General features: G+C 38.8%; 15 protein-coding genes. 1 reads left to right on the forward strand and 14 read right to left on the reverse strand.

Going from position 1 to position 19,086, the window contains the following annotated elements:
* Positions 1-8: 8 nt before the first annotated feature.
* From ACMQ5W_RS09305 to ACMQ5W_RS09355, 11 genes are all read right to left on the reverse strand, one after another.
* Positions 9-1,100 (reverse strand): glycerol dehydrogenase, encoded by a 1,092-nt coding sequence (locus ACMQ5W_RS09305; protein ID WP_419024937.1) that lies wholly within the window; start codon positions 1,098-1,100, stop codon positions 9-11.
* A gap of 108 nt (positions 1,101-1,208) precedes the next feature.
* The gene (scfB, locus tag ACMQ5W_RS09310) at positions 1,209-2,579 is read right to left on the reverse strand and encodes a thioether cross-link-forming SCIFF peptide maturase (RefSeq protein ID WP_419024938.1); all 1,371 of its coding nucleotides are present in this window, start codon (positions 2,577-2,579) and stop codon (positions 1,209-1,211) included.
* A complete protein-coding gene (gene scfA, locus ACMQ5W_RS09315) occupies positions 2,579-2,722 on the reverse strand; it encodes a six-cysteine ranthipeptide SCIFF (RefSeq protein ID WP_067535701.1) in 144 nt (47 codons plus the stop codon). Before scfA ends, scfB begins: the two co-directional genes overlap by 1 nt.
* Positions 2,723-3,036: 314 nt before the next feature.
* A complete protein-coding gene (locus ACMQ5W_RS09320) occupies positions 3,037-3,756 on the reverse strand; it encodes a LytR/AlgR family response regulator transcription factor (protein WP_419024939.1) in 720 nt (239 codons plus the stop codon).
* A 636-nt stretch (positions 3,757-4,392) separates the two neighbouring features.
* Positions 4,393-5,307: a hypothetical protein gene (locus ACMQ5W_RS09325; protein ID WP_419024940.1), complete on the reverse strand. Its 915-nt coding sequence runs from the start codon at positions 5,305-5,307 to the stop codon at positions 4,393-4,395.
* Positions 5,297-6,142 (reverse strand): D-alanyl-D-alanine carboxypeptidase family protein, encoded by an 846-nt coding sequence (locus tag ACMQ5W_RS09330; RefSeq protein ID WP_419024941.1) that lies wholly within the window; start codon positions 6,140-6,142, stop codon positions 5,297-5,299. The genes ACMQ5W_RS09325 and ACMQ5W_RS09330 overlap by 11 nt, the downstream gene beginning before the upstream one ends.
* Positions 6,143-6,547: 405 nt before the next feature.
* Positions 6,548-7,006, reverse strand: a complete 459-nt coding sequence (locus tag ACMQ5W_RS09335; protein WP_419024942.1) for a low molecular weight protein-tyrosine-phosphatase — start codon at positions 7,004-7,006, stop codon at positions 6,548-6,550.
* Between the two features lie 174 nt (positions 7,007-7,180).
* Positions 7,181-8,386 carry a tyrosine-type recombinase/integrase gene (locus ACMQ5W_RS09340; RefSeq protein ID WP_419024943.1) on the reverse strand — a complete coding sequence of 402 codons (1,206 nt, stop codon included), beginning with the start codon at positions 8,384-8,386 and terminating at the stop codon, positions 7,181-7,183.
* Between the two features lie 135 nt (positions 8,387-8,521).
* Positions 8,522-8,731 (reverse strand): MerR family transcriptional regulator, encoded by a 210-nt coding sequence (locus ACMQ5W_RS09345; RefSeq protein WP_419024944.1) that lies wholly within the window; start codon positions 8,729-8,731, stop codon positions 8,522-8,524.
* Between the two features lie 28 nt (positions 8,732-8,759).
* Positions 8,760-9,542 carry an ATP-binding protein gene (locus ACMQ5W_RS09350; protein WP_419024945.1) on the reverse strand — a complete coding sequence of 261 codons (783 nt, stop codon included), beginning with the start codon at positions 9,540-9,542 and terminating at the stop codon, positions 8,760-8,762.
* A complete protein-coding gene (locus tag ACMQ5W_RS09355; RefSeq protein ID WP_419024946.1) occupies positions 9,542-10,054 on the reverse strand; it encodes a replication initiator protein A in 513 nt (170 codons plus the stop codon). Before ACMQ5W_RS09355 ends, ACMQ5W_RS09350 begins: the two co-directional genes overlap by 1 nt.
* 732 nt (positions 10,055-10,786) lie before the next feature.
* On the opposite strand from ACMQ5W_RS09355, the gene ACMQ5W_RS09360 reads away from it, so the two are divergent.
* Positions 10,787-12,022: a hypothetical protein gene (locus ACMQ5W_RS09360; RefSeq protein ID WP_419024947.1), complete on the forward strand. Its 1,236-nt coding sequence runs from the start codon at positions 10,787-10,789 to the stop codon at positions 12,020-12,022.
* Positions 12,023-12,040: 18 nt separating this feature from the next.
* Here the strand turns inward: ACMQ5W_RS09360 and ACMQ5W_RS09365 are convergent, their stop codons facing one another.
* From ACMQ5W_RS09365 to ACMQ5W_RS09375, 3 genes are all read right to left on the reverse strand, one after another.
* The gene (locus tag ACMQ5W_RS09365) at positions 12,041-14,269 is read right to left on the reverse strand and encodes an Eco57I restriction-modification methylase domain-containing protein (protein WP_419024948.1); all 2,229 of its coding nucleotides are present in this window, start codon (positions 14,267-14,269) and stop codon (positions 12,041-12,043) included.
* Entirely contained in the window at positions 14,253-16,949 is a 2,697-nt protein-coding gene (locus tag ACMQ5W_RS09370) for an Eco57I restriction-modification methylase domain-containing protein (protein WP_419024949.1), read from the reverse strand. The genes ACMQ5W_RS09365 and ACMQ5W_RS09370 overlap by 17 nt, the downstream gene beginning before the upstream one ends.
* Before the next feature lie 1,184 nt (positions 16,950-18,133).
* Positions 18,134-19,030 carry a Fic family protein gene (locus ACMQ5W_RS09375; protein WP_419024950.1) on the reverse strand — a complete coding sequence of 299 codons (897 nt, stop codon included), beginning with the start codon at positions 19,028-19,030 and terminating at the stop codon, positions 18,134-18,136.
* Between the last annotated feature and the right edge of the window lie 56 nt (positions 19,031-19,086).

The following is a 19,086-nucleotide window of genomic DNA, read 5'->3' on the forward strand; positions in this document are numbered from 1 at the left end:
AGAAGTTCTTATTCACCTTTGTAATATCTGCCCAGAGCGTCCGCTCCCATGATGGCAGCGTAGACATCTTCCGGCGTCACTGCAAATGGCATGTTGCCCAGGGTGTCGTTTTCCCCGGCAGCCAGCTTTGCAACTTCCATAATCTGGTCAGCCTTGACTTCTTTGATGCCCAAATCGCCCAGAGTTACAGGCAGTCCCACTTCCATACAGAAATCCAGCACCTCTGCAATCTCTTCTTCCGGTGCATTTTCAAGTACCAGCTGCACCAAAGTACCAAAAGCGACCTTTTCACCGTGATACAAACTGTGGGTTTCTTCGATAGCGGTCAATCCATTGTGGATGGCATGGGCACCCGCAAGACCGCCGCTCTCAAAACCGATACCGGACAGATACGTGTTGGCTTCGATGATATTCTCTACCGCCTTGGTGCATACGCCTTCCTTGACAGCCAGCATCGCATTGACGCCATCCGTCATCAAAGTCTCATAGCAAAGCTTCGCCAGAGCCATCGCCGCCAAAGTGGCTTTGCCGCCCACGCAGTTGGACGCGTCAGACTGCAGGCAGGCTCTCGCTTCAAAATAGGTTGCCAGAGCGTCTCCCATGCCAGAAATCAACAGGCGTACCGGTGCTTTGCTGACAATATCAGTATCTACCAGAACCATATTAGGGCTGGCTGGCAGGAACAGATACTCTTCGAAAACGCCGTCGTCGGTATAGATAACGGACAGCGCGCTGCAAGGTGCATCAGTGGAAGCGATGGTTGGTACAATCACCACCGGCATGCCCAGATAATGGGCAGCAGCCTTGGCAGTGTCGTGAATTTTTCCGCCGCCGATGCCGACGATGACTTCACAGCCGGCAGTCTGGCAGGCAGCTTTCACCCGTTCAATTTCAGTCTTGCAGCATTCTCCATTAAAAACTTCATAGACAATCTCTGCCTCCCCTTGACCAAGAGCGATTGCAGGTTCAACTCTTTTTCTGCCAGAAGCACTGGTGAGAATAAAGAGTTTTTTACCAAAGTTACCCGCATGAGCACATAAGTTCTTCAATTCCCCTTTGCCCTGCACATATCTGCTAGGACTTCCAATAATTTTGGCCATAAATTTACCTCCTTTGATGTATACAGTATTAGCTATAATCATATCTTACCACATAAAAAGGTCCTCAAACAACGTAAAGATGTAATGAGGACATGTTTTTTATTCATATCAGTTTGTTTCCGCAACCTGCATCATAATGGCGCATTCCATTCTCTTTTTAAAGAGCTGGCAGCCGTAGTCGTAGACGCCTTTGATAGAATCCGTCGCATGATAGGCATTGGCCGCACAGCCGCCGCTGCAGTAAAACCTGGCCCAGCAGTCTTTACACTCTTCGCGCGCGTAGACGTTGCACATCTTGAAGTCCTGGCGTATGGCTTCGTTGGTCACGCCCTGCCATATGTCGCCCATCTTGTACTTCTCGTCGCCTACAAACTGATGGCATGGGTAGAGGTCCCCCCAAGGCGTCACCGCAAAATACTCTGTTCCCGAACCGCAGCCGGAGATTCTCTTGTAGATGCACGGTCCGTGAGTCAGATCGATCATATAATGATAGAAGGTGAAGCCCTTGCCTGCCTTCTTGCGTTCAATCATCTCCTTGGCCAAAATCTCATATTGTTCAAAGAGCTTCGGCAGATCTTCTTCCGTCAGAGCAAAAGGATCCTCTGGCGGACAGACCACTGGTTCCATAGAAAGCTCTGTAAATCCCATATCGGCCATATGGAAAATATCTTCTGTAAAATCCACATTGTTGTGGGTGAAGGTGCCGCGCATGTAGTAACCCTTGCCCCCTCTGGCGTCCACCAGCTTTTTGAACTTAGGTATAATCATATCGTAGCTGCCTTCATCATTGATCGTTCTGCGCAGCCTGTCGTGTACTTCCTTCCTTCCGTCCAGGCTGAGAACTACATTGTGCATCTCTTTATTGGCAAAGTCGATCACATCGTCGTCGATGCCCACGCCGTTGGTGGTCAGCGTAAAGCGAAAGTTCTTGCCATGATCTTTTTCGATGCTGCGGGCATAGCGGACCAGATCTTTTACAACCTGCCAGTTCATCAGCGGCTCGCCGCCGAAGAAATCCACTTCCAGGTTTCTGCGGTCACCCGAGTTCTCGATCAAAAAGTCCAAGGCCCGTTTTCCTGTTTCAAAACTCATCAGCCCTCTTTCGCCGTTAAAGTTACCCTGGCTGGCAAAGCAGTATGTACAGTTGAGATTACAGGTATGGGCTACGTGCAGGCACAAGGCTTTGACCTCCGTATGGCGGTTTTTCAGATTGTAAGCGCCTGGTTCATAGATGTCTTCAGAGAACAGCTTTTTCTGTTTTTTCAATTCTTCAATATCGTCAAAGACCTCTAAAAGTTCCTCGCGGTTTACGTCTGGCTCGTCTCTGTATTTCTCTAAGAGCTGTTCCACCAGCTTCTCTTTTTCTGCAGAAAAATAATCGTGGATGATGTCATACGCAACATCATCCACCACATGTACCGATCCGCTATAAACGTCTAAAACGATATTGTATCCGTTCAGTTTATATTGATGTATCATTAGTTCTTCTTCTCGCACTCCTGATTGGCAACACCGCAGGAAGTCTTACAAGCTGACTGGCAGGAAGTCTGGCATTCGCCGCATCCGCCGTCTTTGATGCTCTTTTCTAGGTTTCTCGTTTCTATTGTCTTGATTCTTTTCATTTTTCATCTCGCCTTTCTATGATAATGTACTCTTTCTATCTTAACGATTTTGCCCCAGGTTGTCAAGTCTCAAAGGCTCTGCTTTTGCGACTTTGAAGGTGTGAGGGATCGCGCAGAAGAAAAAAAGAAACATCATGCTCTTTTGGGATGCTGAGCATGACGCTTCTAGGAAAAAGTTTTATGTAGTTACGAAAAAGGACATACGTAAAACAATCTATAATGTGTCCTTGATGTACTATGTATATTTTACAACAGAAAGGTCGAAATTTATCACTTTTTGTCTGAAATGCAGAAATTTTTGCTCAAAATGTATGCTATTGGAACAAGAATTTCAAATAAGCGTCTTTTAAACCTTTGCCGCAATTTCTGGAGATGGGGATTCTCTGGCCGTCACACATCAGAATATCACTTCCCATGATGCTGCTTATATGCTCCAAATTGACAATATACGCTCTGTGGGGCATAAAAAATTGATCGTAATCATCTAACAGTTCAAATAGAGAGGCCAGTGTTGATCCGGTTTCAATTTGTTCACCACTGAGCAAGGAAATTCCCCTTCTCCTGCTGAAACTCTCGATGACAATGATATCAGAAGTTGCAATTTTTCTCATGCCGCCTTTTACTTTGATAATCAAAGTCCGCCTGTTATTGAGTTGAATTTTTCTCATCGTTTCCTCGAGAATCCGATCAAAATCTTCTTTTGCAATAGGCTTCACAATATAATTTGTAGCGTTGACCTCAAAGGCGTCCACTGCGAATTCTCTGGATGTGCTGGCAAAGATAATTTCGCAAGGTTCCTTCCGCTGGCGAATTTTCTTCGCCAACTCGATGCCGTTGATATGCGGCAGTACTATGTCCAAAATGAATATGTCAAAACTGCAATCCGCTTCAATACAATCCAGAAGGTCATAAGCAGACTGAAACTTTCGCAGTTTTATCGCATATTCAGAATGCGATTCTGCAAATTCCTTTACAAGATCAAAGGTATATTCCAAGTCCTCAATGTTGTCGTCACAGATACAGATTTTAATCAAATAAGTACCCCGCTTTCCTTTCTTCCGGCCTCACGTTGAGTTAGTGCGTTTATTATAACACGACAATTCCTTTATATTTTGAATCGCATGTCGTGTTTCAATGAACGCTTCCTCTCCACATCGCCGTTGCATTAGTGCGTTTATTATAACACGACAATTCCTTTATATTTTGAATCCCATGTCGTGTTTCAATGAACGCTTCCCCTCCGCATTGCCGTTGCATTAGTGCGTTCATTATAACACAAACTTTCTATATACGGCAAGGGCATAGCTCGTAGTGCTTCCAAGGGATAAAAAGATAGAGTCAACGGTCAGTTCACGCATAATTAACAAAAGTTTTACACATGTTTGATAGCGGTGCACGACCTCTTGCAGTATGCTAAAAGCAGAAAAGAACGGAGGTATATAGAAATGAAAACTAAAACACTGTCTTTCATTAAAGTGCTGCTTGTCTCTGCGGGAATCTTGCTCATCTGCCTGCCAGCCTTTTTAGGTCTGGGAGCATACACATATAAGGTATTTATCCCAATGAGCGTAATTACCATATCTTCGGGAGTCATCATACCCCAGCTGCTCCTATGCTTTAATGCAAAAAGAAACAAGCACTTGCAGAAAAGTGCTTGTTTTTTATTTGCTCTAAATTCTCGCTTTACACCTATGTATCGTCTTGCCCGTCTCATCGTCATAGGTACAGGCACCGCAGACGCCCTCTCCACAGCACATGTTGCCCTTGGTCGGTCTGACAATCTTCTTGCCCGCTGAGGCTTCAACTTTGTCGGCATAATACGGCGACGTCAATGAAAAGACATTGATTTTTTCGTTCGTCCCCATCTCTTCCATACTGCAAAGGCCATCGCCAGCAAAATCTTTGACATGGATGGAGCTGACAGGCAGATCTCCAAAATAGTCTTTAAAAAAGTCAAAACCCACTTTGTCAATATCCACATAAAGGTTCATGTTTTTCAGCCACTGACTGTACCTGGTTCCGCCATCTAGGAAATTACGCAGCGGTGCCATAGCGATACCCTTAGCATAAATCAGCGATCCTTCCGGTTCTGCATCTAACCCGCCCATGCCGGACAGGGCATTGTAGTAAACGCCCCTCACGCACAGGGTTTTCTCTGCTGTAAGCAGGCTGCCGCTCTTTGGTCCACAGCTGGAGATCCCAAGGTGCAGCCGCTCCTTCTCCGGTTCTGCCTTTAACACAGAGACTGGCATTCCGTACCATTCTTCACTTTCCGAGGCTCTGACAAAGACATAGGCGCCCGCCGTCTGCGCTTTCTGACAAAACCCTTTATCAGCCTTGAGCACGAACACCTTGAAGTTCTCGCCATACTGTTTTGTCTCTGCGATTTCATAAGTCTTATCCTGTCGTGCTTTGACTAATTTCCTGCCGTTCTGCTGATACAGCGTATAAATACACGATCCCTGCCAATTGCAATCTTCGCAGCTGCCACCCGACAGTTTGCTGCAGACAAGGCATTTTCCGTATTCGGCTAGGGCGCAAGGACAACCTTCTCTTCCTGCGTCGATACATCCGTTATTTTTCATTGTTACACCCCTTTACTCCAAATCCGTAGTCCATCAGACTGTAGGCGTCGTTGAACCAGTCTCCGTCGTTGAGCACGACACAGATCATTTCCACGTCCCCTCGTTTCGCTGAAGCGACCAAAGTCCTGCCGGACGCCTTAGTAAAGCCGATCTTGATACCTGTAGCTCCGTCGTACTGGAATACGGTCTTATTCTTATTTGTATACTGTTTCCACGTTTTTGTGCCTACTACTTTGCGAAAAGTTTTGTTTTCCATCGCACATTTTGCTATTTTTGCTAAATCTCTCGCAGTGGTATAGTGGTTTTCATCAAAGAGACCGCTGGGGTTCACAAAGTTCGTGCCTGTACACCCCAGGCGCTCCGCTTTTTCGTTCATCATCCGGATAAAATGTTCTAGGTTTCCCCCCATACAGGCTGCCAGTGCTGTCGCGCCGTCATTGCCTGAACGCAACATGACGCCATAGAGCAGCTCCTCTATGGTCTTCTTCTCGTTTTCCTTCAGGTAGAGCGATGAGCCTTCCACGCCTACCGCTACCTTGGGAATGGTCACTTCTTCATCAATACCGATGCCGCTCTCCTTACAGACATCCAGCGCAACCAGAGCCGTCATGATTTTGGTGGTACTGGCCGGGTACCCCTTTTCATCGGCATTTTTCTCAAACAGCACTTCTCCTGTTTTACCGTCGATTAAAATCGCCTGCTGAGCGCTGACTGACGGCACAGACGGCAAATCGGCTGCCGTCACCTTGCTGCCTGGTTCCGATATGTAGCCGAAGATCATCAGACCAAAGACGAAGGCCAAGATTACACAAATAATTATCAGTACTTTTCTCATAAATAAAAAAATCTCCCTTATCAATATATTTTCCTAAGGGGGATTTATGAATGTTTTTTTGGTTTTGAGTGGCAGGGATTTCGTAGGACGAAGAAGACGCACTAAAAATTAAAAAAGCATCTGACAAGAGCGGGAGCACTTGCACTTTTTGTTTCGGCTGTTTATTTTTACCTGGAGAGCCTATGAATTCGTTTTTGAGTATAAATTTATATTAATATCTGGTAATCCCTCAGTTTGATCACCGCGAAATTGGCTATTTTCGACGTTTTTAATCCGGCATCAATCATATTTTCCCATTTCCTTATACTCAAAATACAAAAAATCTCTTCTAAAGTTAAAACTGCAAAGGGAGTGCAGGACGCAGCGCAGCCCGGTTTGACAATCGATGGGCTGCTGTGCAATGTCTTATGCTTTTTTCTGTAGGAACCCCATCAAACCTTCGAGTCCTATCAGAATATCCTCATAGGTATCGTCGAAGTTCCCTGTGTACCAAGGGTCAGCGATGTCCCGATCCTGTCCCGCAAAGTCAAGCAGCTTGTATATCTTCTCATCGGGATCCGTTTTGATGATGCGCGCAAGACCGCGGATATTTTCCCGATCCATGACGATGAGATAATCAAAATTATCATAATCATCTGGCATGACCTGTCGGGCGCCACGGCGTTCAAAGGCGATACCTGCCTCGCGCAGCTTCGCCTTGGTACCACGGTGAATATCGTTGCCGATTTCCTCACGACTGGTCGCAGCGGACTCGATATGGAATTGGTGTGAACAGCCCTGACGGACGATCATAGCCTTTAGCATGAATTCTGCCATCGGGGAACGGCAGATATTGCCATGGCAGATGAAAAGTATGTTTATCATTGTTGCATAACCTCGCATTTCCTTGTTTTTCTTGGTATTTCGTGCTTTGTGAGCCATTGTAAAAAATTTCCATTCGGCATAAATTGGTGTGTTATGGCATATGTTATACCGCAAAAGGTGTAAAATAAGGTGTAGATTCCAGGGTTTTACACCTTGCCATTTTAAGCTTTAAAGTCATAGATACACAATCTGAAGTCTGGCGACTTCTTCTCTGGCATCCTCAAGATTGACATGCGTATATGTATTTAATGTAACGCTTATGTCTGAATGTCCCATCAAATATTGTAATGCTTTTGGATTCATTCTCGACTTTGCCATATTGGAACTATATGTATGTCTACACACATGCGGTGTAACATTCGGCATCTGAACTTTGTAAATTTTATTATACTTCTGAACGATATGCTTAAAGTAATGTTCCCAGTGTAAGGAATAGCATATACTTCCGTCCTTATCAAAGTATAAAAATCCGCTTTTCCCATCTATCATAGGTTCTGCTTTTGGTGGGTTTCGTTTTTCTATAATCTTTTTAAAACATTCTTCCACATCCGCAGTCATAGGTATCTTTCGTGTTCCGCTGGTTGTCTTTGTTTCTTGAATATAATATCCGATTTTTGATTTCTTCTGCAATTGGTGATCAATATTGATTGTATGTTCTTTAAAATCAATATCAGAAACAGTCAGTCCACAAAATTCGGAGATACGAAGCCCTGTCTTAAACAGTATATAAATACCTTCATAGTATTTACTGAAATGTGGATCATCCTTCACAAATTGTAAGAACTTGCGTTCCTCCGCCCTACTGATTGCTTCTCTTGTCACACTGTCATTCACAATCACTTCCACCAGTTGAAACTGAAATGGATTTTTCCTAATCAGATCATCGTCTACTGCTAATTGAAATGCCGGGCGAAGAACTCCACGGATAGAATGAATGGAACTGTAGCTTTTCTTCTCAACTTTTTGAAGATGTATCAGCCAACATTTCGCATCAAAAATCCGAACCATATCAATCCTTCTTTTTCCAAATGGGTTTTTCTTCAGAAGATTGATAACCGTCCCGTATCCGGCAATCGTTGTTGGTCTGACACCAGTTCTAGTTGAAATATATTTTTCAACCAGTTCCAACACCGTCATGTTTCCGCCATTTGTTACAATTTGGTCAAATCGATCTGCCTGGATTTTCTTTTCCATTTCCCTGAGTGATGATGTGCGACGTTTCCCTTTTGGAGTCGCATCATTATGATCCAGTCTCCAACTATATACGCAGCGTTCTTTTCCCATCTCATCTACATACTTAAACCGATATCTGCCATCAGATAACTGCATTTCTCCATTGTGTAATATACGCCCTCTATGATCTCTCCTTTTTTCACTCATAATATTCAGTCTCATTCATCAAATGTTCATTTAACTTGGAAGACCGTCTCGGTAGTATTGATTATATCACAAGACACTTTCTACGCTAAGATAAAATGAACATTATTTTTATTACTATTCCATCTTTCTTTTTGCTTAAACTACACTGGCTGTATCTAGATATTCTTCAAATAATTTTCTTTTAAATCGAATATGAGAACCGACTTCCAAAATAAAATCTGCCCCTTCATTTTCACCTGCAATCTGTCTTAATCTTTTTTCTCCAATTCCATAATATTCTGCTGCTTCAGACACATTTAAAGAATATTTTTTCCAAACAGGTATTGTTTTTTCTATATGGTTCATTCGCATTCCTCCTCCCCTCGGTTAGTATTCAACAACTTTTTCGCTTGATCCATTTCTTACTTGCAATCACTTCTCGTTTACTCGTACCTCCAACATACATGGGCGTACACATTTCTAAAATACGGTCATAAATACGCTTTTTATCTAACATGGTTTCGCTTTTTATCTCTTTCAACGGAAGATTGGTTGTTATGATCAAAGGTCGTCCCGAACGGATTCTGCGGTCTATGACACTAAAAATAATTCCTAATGCATATTCTGAATTCCGTTCCACTCCAAGATCATCAATAATTAAAAGCTGATAAGAAGCCAATGCATTGATATATTCCGTTTTATCTGCCAGTGGAAATATATCATCGATAATGGTATTGAAATTTGTCATCTTTACCGTTACTTCCCGTTTGAGAAGTTCATTGGCAATGCACCCGGCAATATAACTTTTTCCAGTGCCAACCGGTCCCCAGAATAAGCAACCTATATGATTTCTTTTCATTTCATCCCAGTTATCAACATAGTTTTTTGCTCTGTGCATTACCGCATCTGACATATCTGCATTCTCAAATGTCCACTCTTCCATTCTGCTTTCTTCAAAACAGATGCTCGTATTTCTGCTGACTAATTCCCGGTGCTCTTTGTCTTTAAAATATTTTTGTTCTTCTTCATACGCTTTTCTGTCACAGGCACATTGCCTGGAATGTTTCTTCATTCCCATGAATCCACCATTTGGAAAATAAGCTTCTTTCGCTTCCCCGCAGTCTTTGCAATATCGCAAACCATCACTGCCCACACACAATGTATCTTCTTCTCTCATCACAAACTCTCTCCTTCCCCGTAGCAATAATTTACTTCATGATATTTATTTCTTTTATATTTCTCAGTTACTTTACTAGGTGCCACATTTCCGACTCCTGCACAGCCATTTTTACGACTAGATGAAGGTTGCTTTTCTGACTCTATCGCAGTCATCTTTTCATCCGGCTGTAAACCTATCTCATCAGATGGAATTCTTACATATAAATGATTAGGTTTTGAAAATCCGCCGGATCTGCGAACCAACAATCCAACCTCATCTAATTCCTTCAATGCTATCTTCACAGAAGATTTACATTTACCGATTTGACTGGACAATTCTTCTATTGGAAATATCAGATAAACATTTCCATACTTATCAATCCAACTATTCTTTCTCGATATCCGTGCCCGGTCATACAAAATCATATAAAGAAATTTTGCATTTTGAGAAATTGGCAGCTTTAACAAAAACTTCGGAAACTGGAAGTACTGAAGTATCTGCTCTGACTCTTTCATGTATTCATATTTCATTCTTTTCTCGCCTCGTTTCTATTTCAAATTATTGTAAAAATCATTTTTAAGCCGGCTAAAAAATGTCCTTACACATATCCAAAAGATGAAGGGCATAAATACAGCCTCTTGATGAAAACTTTTTATTTTTTTCTATCAAAAATACCCTTACATAATACGAAACGCTGAGAGGCATATTTACAGCCCTCTAAGGAAATTTTTTTATTTTTTCGGTTAATTGAATACTTGAAAACAAAAAACACTCACCTATTCCAGGTGAATGCCTTATCAAAATTTCATTGTTTTGTTGTCTGTGACGCTTATCCAGATACGCCTGCGTATCTGCTAAAATGTAATTGCCAACAATTATATTTTCACGTGGGTATGGGGCCGTAATCCTCATCAAGGCTGCTACTCGTAAGTAATACAAAATTGTAAAAATGACAATACTGTATTACACGGGTGGATCTTGCTCTGGTTATAACGTATTAATTCATACAATAATAGGCCCAAATGGGCATTTTCCCAATTTGAGCCTATATATTATATGTCTTTCAGATAAGAGAGCAAAAAGTAACTGTCTAGACCGTATGTTTTTACCGTAGAATTGATTTTATAAAAGGTATAAATTCGCCATATTTCTTTGTCCTCTTGACGTGAACTAATAACTAGTTAAAAATTTTTATTATGAATCATATTTTTATTTGTCATTTCCACCCATTCTAATATATACTATATTCGGGAGGTGTTATTATGTCGATATTAAATCAACCATTTCAAGGACAATTAGGTAATATACTTATAGACAAAATAGAAAACTATGATTATTCTAACCTTACTATTTTCTCGGCCTTTGCCAAGAACAGTGGTGTACTCAGATTAAAATCCTCACTGGAAAAATTCAAGAAGTCTACTGGACATATCAGGGCATTTATCGGTATAGATTTAGATGGTACTTCTTATGAAGCACTTTTGAATCTATTTTCTCTATGTGATGAATTGTATGTTATTCACTCCGAGAATATGTCAACCACATATCACAGTAAAATCTATCTATTGGAAAATGCCACTTGTGCATGGTGCGCCATTGGATCAAACAATCTAACTGGTGGAGGATTATGGACAAATTTTGAAAGTACTTCAATCCAGGAATACTCATTACCCTCACAAAAAAGTGAACTGAACAATATTTATTCAATAATTGATAAATATTCAGATACTTCATATATTTGTTCTACTAAAATCGAATCAATAGATGACATTGATACTTTGTTAAATTCTAATTACATAAATACAGAAGTTTCTCAAAAAATAAAGACAATCAAAAAAAGATCAGCAGAAAAAGCAAATCAAAAAAAGAATCATCTATTTGGTTCTGAAAAGGTATCTATTCCTACTATCATAACAAGAGAAAAAACAATAAAACTGTTCTCCAAGGAAAAAACAAATCCAGATGTTGATTATATTATTGATGTTCCAACTACTACACCAGCATTTACAAATGAACAATTTTGGTTTGAGATGCGTAAATCCACTGGTGGATCAAGAAATATTCTTGATTTATCAAAACTAGGACAAATCGTAGAAGGTTCCGTTGTAGGAACTCCATATGAATATACAGATCCCCATCGTATGTATGGAGGCGTTAAATTCTTTGAAGTTGATCCAGAAGATACTAATAGAGAAAAAAATATTACCATCAATTACTTAGGAAAAGACTATTTTCCTTCCACAATCAAATTTGCTCCTAATAATGGTAGTTGGAGAATCCAGCTAAAAGGCAAACCAGCAGATGGTACAGATGAATTATCAAAATTTGGCAACCGCGGAGATTTTGTCTTCAAAATTCTTGTTTTTGAAAAAATCACTTCTGACTACTATGTTCTCTCGCTCCTAGACAACAGTAAGTTAGATAATATTAAATCTCTCAGTCGCGTGTGGGGAAGAAACGGAAGTGGTGCTGCATCCAAAGCATATGGAATGTTATAATATTTTATGGAACAGTGATTAAAACCACTGTTCCACTTCTTTTTTCGTATAATATTTTTCAAATGTATTCGCTATCTCTTTTATTTGCTCTGTAGATAAACCATACATAACCCCTACTAAACAATCCAGCTCTGCAATAATCTGTTTGCGGCTTTTATCTGTACTGTCGCACATACTGTTATTCTCAAATAAAGCGCTTACTCTTTTGTCTTTCGCATATAAGTACTTAATTCTCGCATATACATGATTTCGTATTGTATCCTCTTTATCTTGAAAAACAATTACTGATTCATATATTTCTTTCTTCGGTACAGGTATTTGTTTAATTACAGTTTGAGTCAAGTCTAATCCTGCCATCTTCAATCTGACTATATAATCAAATATTATCGAATTAAATAGCACAAGTACTTGTATCATATCATCAATATTGTCTAGCTGAAGCATCTGTATCGACTGGCATGTAGGTATTAAGGGTAATAATGTTGCCAGCATGGTTCTTCGATTTGTTGCAGAAGTCAAACTTCTCCATGCAATAATATAACCCTCGTGAAAATTTTTTGATAGATTATCCCAAATTTCACTTTTAATATAAAATCTTGCTTCAGGATATTCCATGCCTGTAACATCGTCAATCGGTATTGCTGTAGCCTTATTCTTATATTTTTCAATTTCACTCATTCCCTTGAATGTAGCATAGTTTCCTGTATAAAGCTCAATAAACTTTCCTTCATAAATAGGTAAATAACCCACTTTTTCATCATGTAATATATACTGTGCATGATTAGTAAGATGTACTAATCTTCCAAAATGACATCCAGTATATTCATCTGCAAAGATGGGATTATTATTATAGACATTACATAAAAAATTCAATTCGTCATTATTTGTTATATTCGGTAACATACCGGTTTCCGGGTTTAATACCCAAAGCATTTCGCATGATATTGTAATTTTATCTTTAACATAAAATCCTCTATAATCATCTAAATCTACCACTATTTGCAAATCGTTTTTATTATCATTACTATAATATACAATCGAAAATTCCTCTCTCGAATCAATATTAAAAATCTTTTTCCGATTCACAAACATGTAGATTTCACGGATTTTTTTAGAAGCCATACTATGTTTCATAAATTCACTATACACCGGCATTTTCAATAATGAACTTTTTACAATAATTCCCACGATACCTTTTTTTGATATATGTTTTAACGCATATTCTGTAAACAATGCGTATGTATTAAGTTCACCCACTCTTGTATCGATAAATACCTCTTGTTTTTTTATATCTTCCTTTGCAGTCTTATAGTCTTCTAAAATTGATCGATAAAATTTTTGATTTGTCTCAAGAGCATTATTTACAGCATTCTCGCGATTTTTCTTAGAAGCTATCAATTGTGCATCCATATAATGAGAAAGAAATTTTTTTTCTTCAAAACGAATTTTTTCCCAAGGCGGATTACCAATAACAATATCATACAACTCGTTAATATCAATAGCTAAATCAGAGTTATAATACCTTCCGCTTAAAGCCATAGAAAATGCCTTCGTAGACTCCATGGAATTTCTGACAGTCAACAATGGATTCCCCAGAATAATATGTAGGGTATTATTTTCAACATGTTCTTCTATTAACCTAGACCTTGTAATCATAATCGCAATTGGATCAACATCCACTCCAAGCAATTTCACTTTAATACCATATTTTTTACATACTTTATGTGCTGCAATCAAAAATGCTCCTCCACCACAAGAGAAATCTGCTATACTGATAAAATTCGGATTAGTTATACAATTCACCAAGTATTCATCTATAGCCTTTTTAGTAATTTCATAAGCAAATTCTTCCTGAGTATAATAAGAGCCCAATGTATCCCTACTGTTCTTTCCTCCTGAGAATTCAACAAGATTATTTCGCATACGATAATCAACTGCTAAATATGCTTGATATACTGCATTAATATCAATTTGAGCTTCAGCATCTATAATCCTTGCTATTTCTTCAGCGATGTTTTCGGTTGCAGGATAATTAAAAATTAAATTCAAATTATCTTTTGATTCCAATCCTAAACTTACCGCTCGTTCTTTTACCCTATCAACTTTTCCATCTGTATTCTTTATTGCCACCATAAGAAATACCACATATGAATATACCGTAAACAACTCTCGTATTTCTTCCCAGCTTTTTTCTTCGCTGTTCTGATTAATATATGCAGACACTATTTGTCTAAACTGATTTACCATACTTTTTTATTTCACCATCCTTATAAATAATAAACGGTTTGTCCTTAAAAATACCACAATGAATCAAATTAAACTTACTTTCTAACCATTGAGCAATATCTATCTGTTTCCCATAAACACTTTCAAATGTTTCAATCAATTCATCGATGCTTATCTTCTTTTTAGCAACACCAGTTGTCACCGAATATCCCATTTCATGCAACAAATAGTTATGAATAATTAAGTCCCTATATTTTTCCAATGTATATCGCATCATTAAAAATGATTGACATATTTGTTCTACCAAGCTTGTCGGATTTATTTCTAAATCCTTAGCTGCATACTCTAGTAAGCCATCACACCCCAAAGAAGCTTTTGATGTCCGTGATCGTTTTAACATACAAGCATCATCAAGAAGTTTTGCAAGATATTTATCAAATTTAATAATATCAACCTCTTGAACTGTCCTTATTTTAAATGCACACTCTCCAACTGCTTTAGACAAAGAATTTCTTTCGACTTCATTCAATGAAAACTCAGACAAAATTATTTCATCACATTGACTTTCTACTTCCAATTTAAGTAATTCATTCAATATATCACTTTTAAACAATTCCCATGCTTGTTGATTCAAATCTATTTCATTTCCCACCTGCATAACATCAATATACTCGAGATTATTTGGCCTGGATTGTAAGTGTTTACATTTCAAATCTACACACAACCTTGCCTTTCTTTCTAATACTGTCGAATACAACAGAGTCGATTCTATAGGAATGCGTCCTATATACCCTGCTGCAATGGTTAATTTAGGCGATATAGTTCTCACATAATTGGCTGCTAACCTTGAATTAAGGAATGCCATATGTGCATATTCATTACCTTGCAGAATCCTTATTCCTGGTCCTGAAGCAATAAAAATTTGATTATTTAGCAATAACCTTACGTTTAATCCTGCCGTTCCTGTATCACTAAATACTAACTGTGTTTCACCAAAATATTTTACATTTCTTAATGCAGACCCCTTTTGTCTCTTAATATATTCTCCATTATCTCCCCATTTTACAACACTGTTATTTAATCCTTCCCAGCGGCAATACCCTCCGCCCTTACTTACTGGAATCCATTCATTTTCACCAAAATGTTCCCAAAAATACCCTACTAGCTCTTTAGAATTTCCAGTCGATGTTCCTTGCATTGGAACCGCTGAAGAACTATATTGTTCCTTATCCACATATTTCATATCTAACGCATTGTTGTCAGAAAGTGCAAAACCATTCACCCCATTTAGTTTTTCTTGTTGAGTTTCAAATAAACCTTCTTTTGTTATTAATTTTTTGATTTTACCCGACAATGAATCCATAGAAAGATTTATAACTTTAACATATTGGACTCTTTTTTTATTTTTCTTTTCAAATACGATCAAAGAGACATTTGATTTTTCTCCACTCAAATCCATAAATGCACCCGAACCCAAATTCGCAATGTATCGGAAATAATATTCACTTACATACTTTTCCCTAGCTTCTGAAAATGATTTCAAATACATCCATGCATTTTGTGATACAATTCCGCAAACGCCGCCCGTACATAAAAGATTGCCTATGGCTTCCATAAATGCAACACAAGTATCACAATTTGCTAAAGGATAGTTTATCTTCAAAAAAGTTTTCTGTTCTTTAGACATACCTTTTATTGATGCAAATGGAGGATTCGTTACTATTACTTCAGCGTTACCTAATGCTTTATCATGTTCCACAATATCTCCACTCAAAATATTACACACAATTCTATTATCTTTTGCCAAAGACCCAACAGCGAAATCTTTTTCCATTGCACAAAAAATATTGGGGATTATCTTTTGCCATATATCAAAAGATACTTTACCGCTTTTCTCTTGAATTATAGAAAGTGCTTTTATTCTAATATTCACCACAGCAATTTTAGCAATAATATCATCGATATCATACCCATATAACTTTTTTGTTTGAGATATGACTGTATTTTCAACATCAACCTCTGTACATCCCGCACACAAAAATTCCAAACATTCAACAAGAAAGTTTCCTCCCCCCAAACACGGATCCAGTATTTTTTTTGTTAAAGATAATTCTTCGATATGATGAACGATAAAATCTATCATATATTTTTCTGTAAAAAACTGCGTATTACTATAATCACTATTATCAACTATTTTATTTGAATATTGATAAGCCCATGAAACAACACTTTCCACTTCCTTGTCATTTTTATATAATTCTATAAATTCAGTTGCCATATCTACAATTTCTTCATCAATTTCATATGGATTACTCTTACCCGATATATCAACAAAAATCTGATTAATAATTTCTGATTCACTTTTGTTTATTCCGATATAAGTTGAACACAGAGCCCCGGCAAGGATGGACAAAACATATATCTTTTTATCAGATTCAACAAATTCATATTGTTCCGTCTTTTTATACATATGTTTTAATACTTTTTTTAAATCCGTCCTCACAAGTGAATATGACTTTTTTTTCTCTACTACTGGGTTCTTTGTTCTTGCATCTGTTGGTCTTACGGCATTTTCAGGAACCACCCACATATTTCCTATCATTTTTGCGCCATTAATTCTCCCTTCACGGCACAATATTTGCACTCTTCTTTTACTAATGTTCCATTTATTTGAAACATCTTGTATAGACAAAAAATCCATAAATACAATCTCTCCTCATATATCAAATCTTTTTTATTATAGTCTCAATCACGAATATTATCAACTACTTTCTCATCATTTCATCCTATTACTTTCGCTAAATACAGAAGAAGAACAAACCCATCTAGAAATGTTAAGTCATTCCAGACATTAACCTTTCTAGATAGGTTCGTTGTAAAGTGACTAAGAGAACTTCCCCCTATGAAAATTCCTCCTGCATCCACATTTCATCTTCAGTTAGTCAATATATACACGCCTGCTTTCTGGCCTGATTAATTTAATAGATATACACCTTGTTGAATTTTGAATCTACACATTATATCGTCTAATAATCTTTGCTTTCATTTTTGCCCATGATCATGAGACTTTTTTTGTTCAAATTGTACGCTTATTTAGCCTTTCACAGGAAGTTCACTTGTTTTAATACTTGAGCAGATTCTTTGGATAATTATTATCAAAATCTGACACCTTCGTGATTATTGATAATTTCAAACACAGATTTTTTCTCTGATATAGAAAACAACCACATATTATATCAAAAGACGCAGGTTTTCCCCACGCCTTTACTATTCCGATCCGATCTTCCAAAGGTGTAAATAAGGTGTAAATTCTATGCTTCCATCCAAGAAACTCAGTAAAACCAAGGCTTTTGCCCCGTCCCTTAAACACTGCCGTGGCAGATGAAAAGTATCTTAATCATAATTGAAAGTCCTCCTAAAATGCGCTAATTTTCCGTGTTTTAGCACCTTTTGCCGACTCTGTTTTGCCCTCCCAGATTATCAAAAATTTCACATAATGCGCAAAACGGGCCAAAATGTGGCAAGTTGATGCCGTCAAACGTAGTAAAAACGTTGTAGAAATCGGGGTTTTTTACTACTGTCCAATATATTTAATCCAGCACTATAATCGGGTGTAACAAATTTTCCATTCTTTTTAATAAGTGTGTATCAGAGATTTGATGGTGGAGCGTGGCTGAACAGATTACCGACTGGCAAAAGAAGCAAACCTCTCACATTCCACAGTGACAAATTTGTTCAACAGAAACAATGCGCCTACGCTCCCAACCTTAAGAGACGGTGTGTACTGTCATTATTTAGAACACAATCAAATACCCCTATTCTATCCAATTCATCGTCTAACTCAAAATATTCTAAAACAAGCATTCCCACATCTCCACAATTTTTTCATTCTTCCAACATTGCCAGATAACTATCCAACCTTGTATTCACATACCCTGCAAATAATTTCTCCATCGCCCCCAAATTGTGTTTCACATGGGATTCATCAAAAGCGTTGTAATACGCAATCCTATCTGTAAATTTAATATCAATCGGCGGATATCCTGCCTTCATCAATTCCAGATTTACAAGCAGCCGTCCCGTTCGGCCATTGCCGTCGATGAAGGGATGAATGCCTTCAAATTCGATGTGAAACCGTGCAAGCCGTGGAATGATATGCTCTGTGCTGTTTCTATACGCTTCCAGCAGTTGCTCCATTTGGGGCTGGATTAGATAGGGCTGTACAGGATTATGCTTTGCCCCCATAATTCTTACTGGGACTTTTCTATAAACACCTCTATCCTCTCTCTTGTCAGCCAACACCAGATAATGGATCTGCTTAATAACACTCTCCGAAAGCGGTGTCTGCTCTTTCACTAAGTCCCGCACCAAATCAAAGGCTTCTTTATGCCCGACCGCCTCCATGTGATCTTTCAGGGGCTTCTGATCAATAGTCAGGCCGCGCAGCACCATATCGGTTTCACGCAACGTCAGCGTATTTCCCTCGATGGCGTTAGAATTATAGGTATATTCCACCACAAATTCCTCTGTCAGCCGTTCCGCCTCTCCCTCCGTCAAAGGGCGTCTGGAATCTAATTCTGTTTTCTTCCTGTCAATGCTCTCAAGAAGATTTTCTGCGGACTTATAGCGTCCATCTTCCGGTTTCTCAGCCTCTGCTGGAATCCTCCAACTACGTCCCTCACGGATTACACCTGAAATTTTACCTTCCGAGCACAGAATTCGTACTCGTCTATCTGAAATGCCCCATTTCTCTGCTGCCTGTTTTACGGATATATACATCATTCTGCACCTCGCTTCAAGTAATAGTATACCCTGTTTTCGGAACAATAGCAATGTAT

Source organism: Emergencia sp. (assembly GCF_048465375.1).
GTDB lineage: Bacteria > Bacillota > Clostridia > Peptostreptococcales > Anaerovoracaceae > Senimuribacter.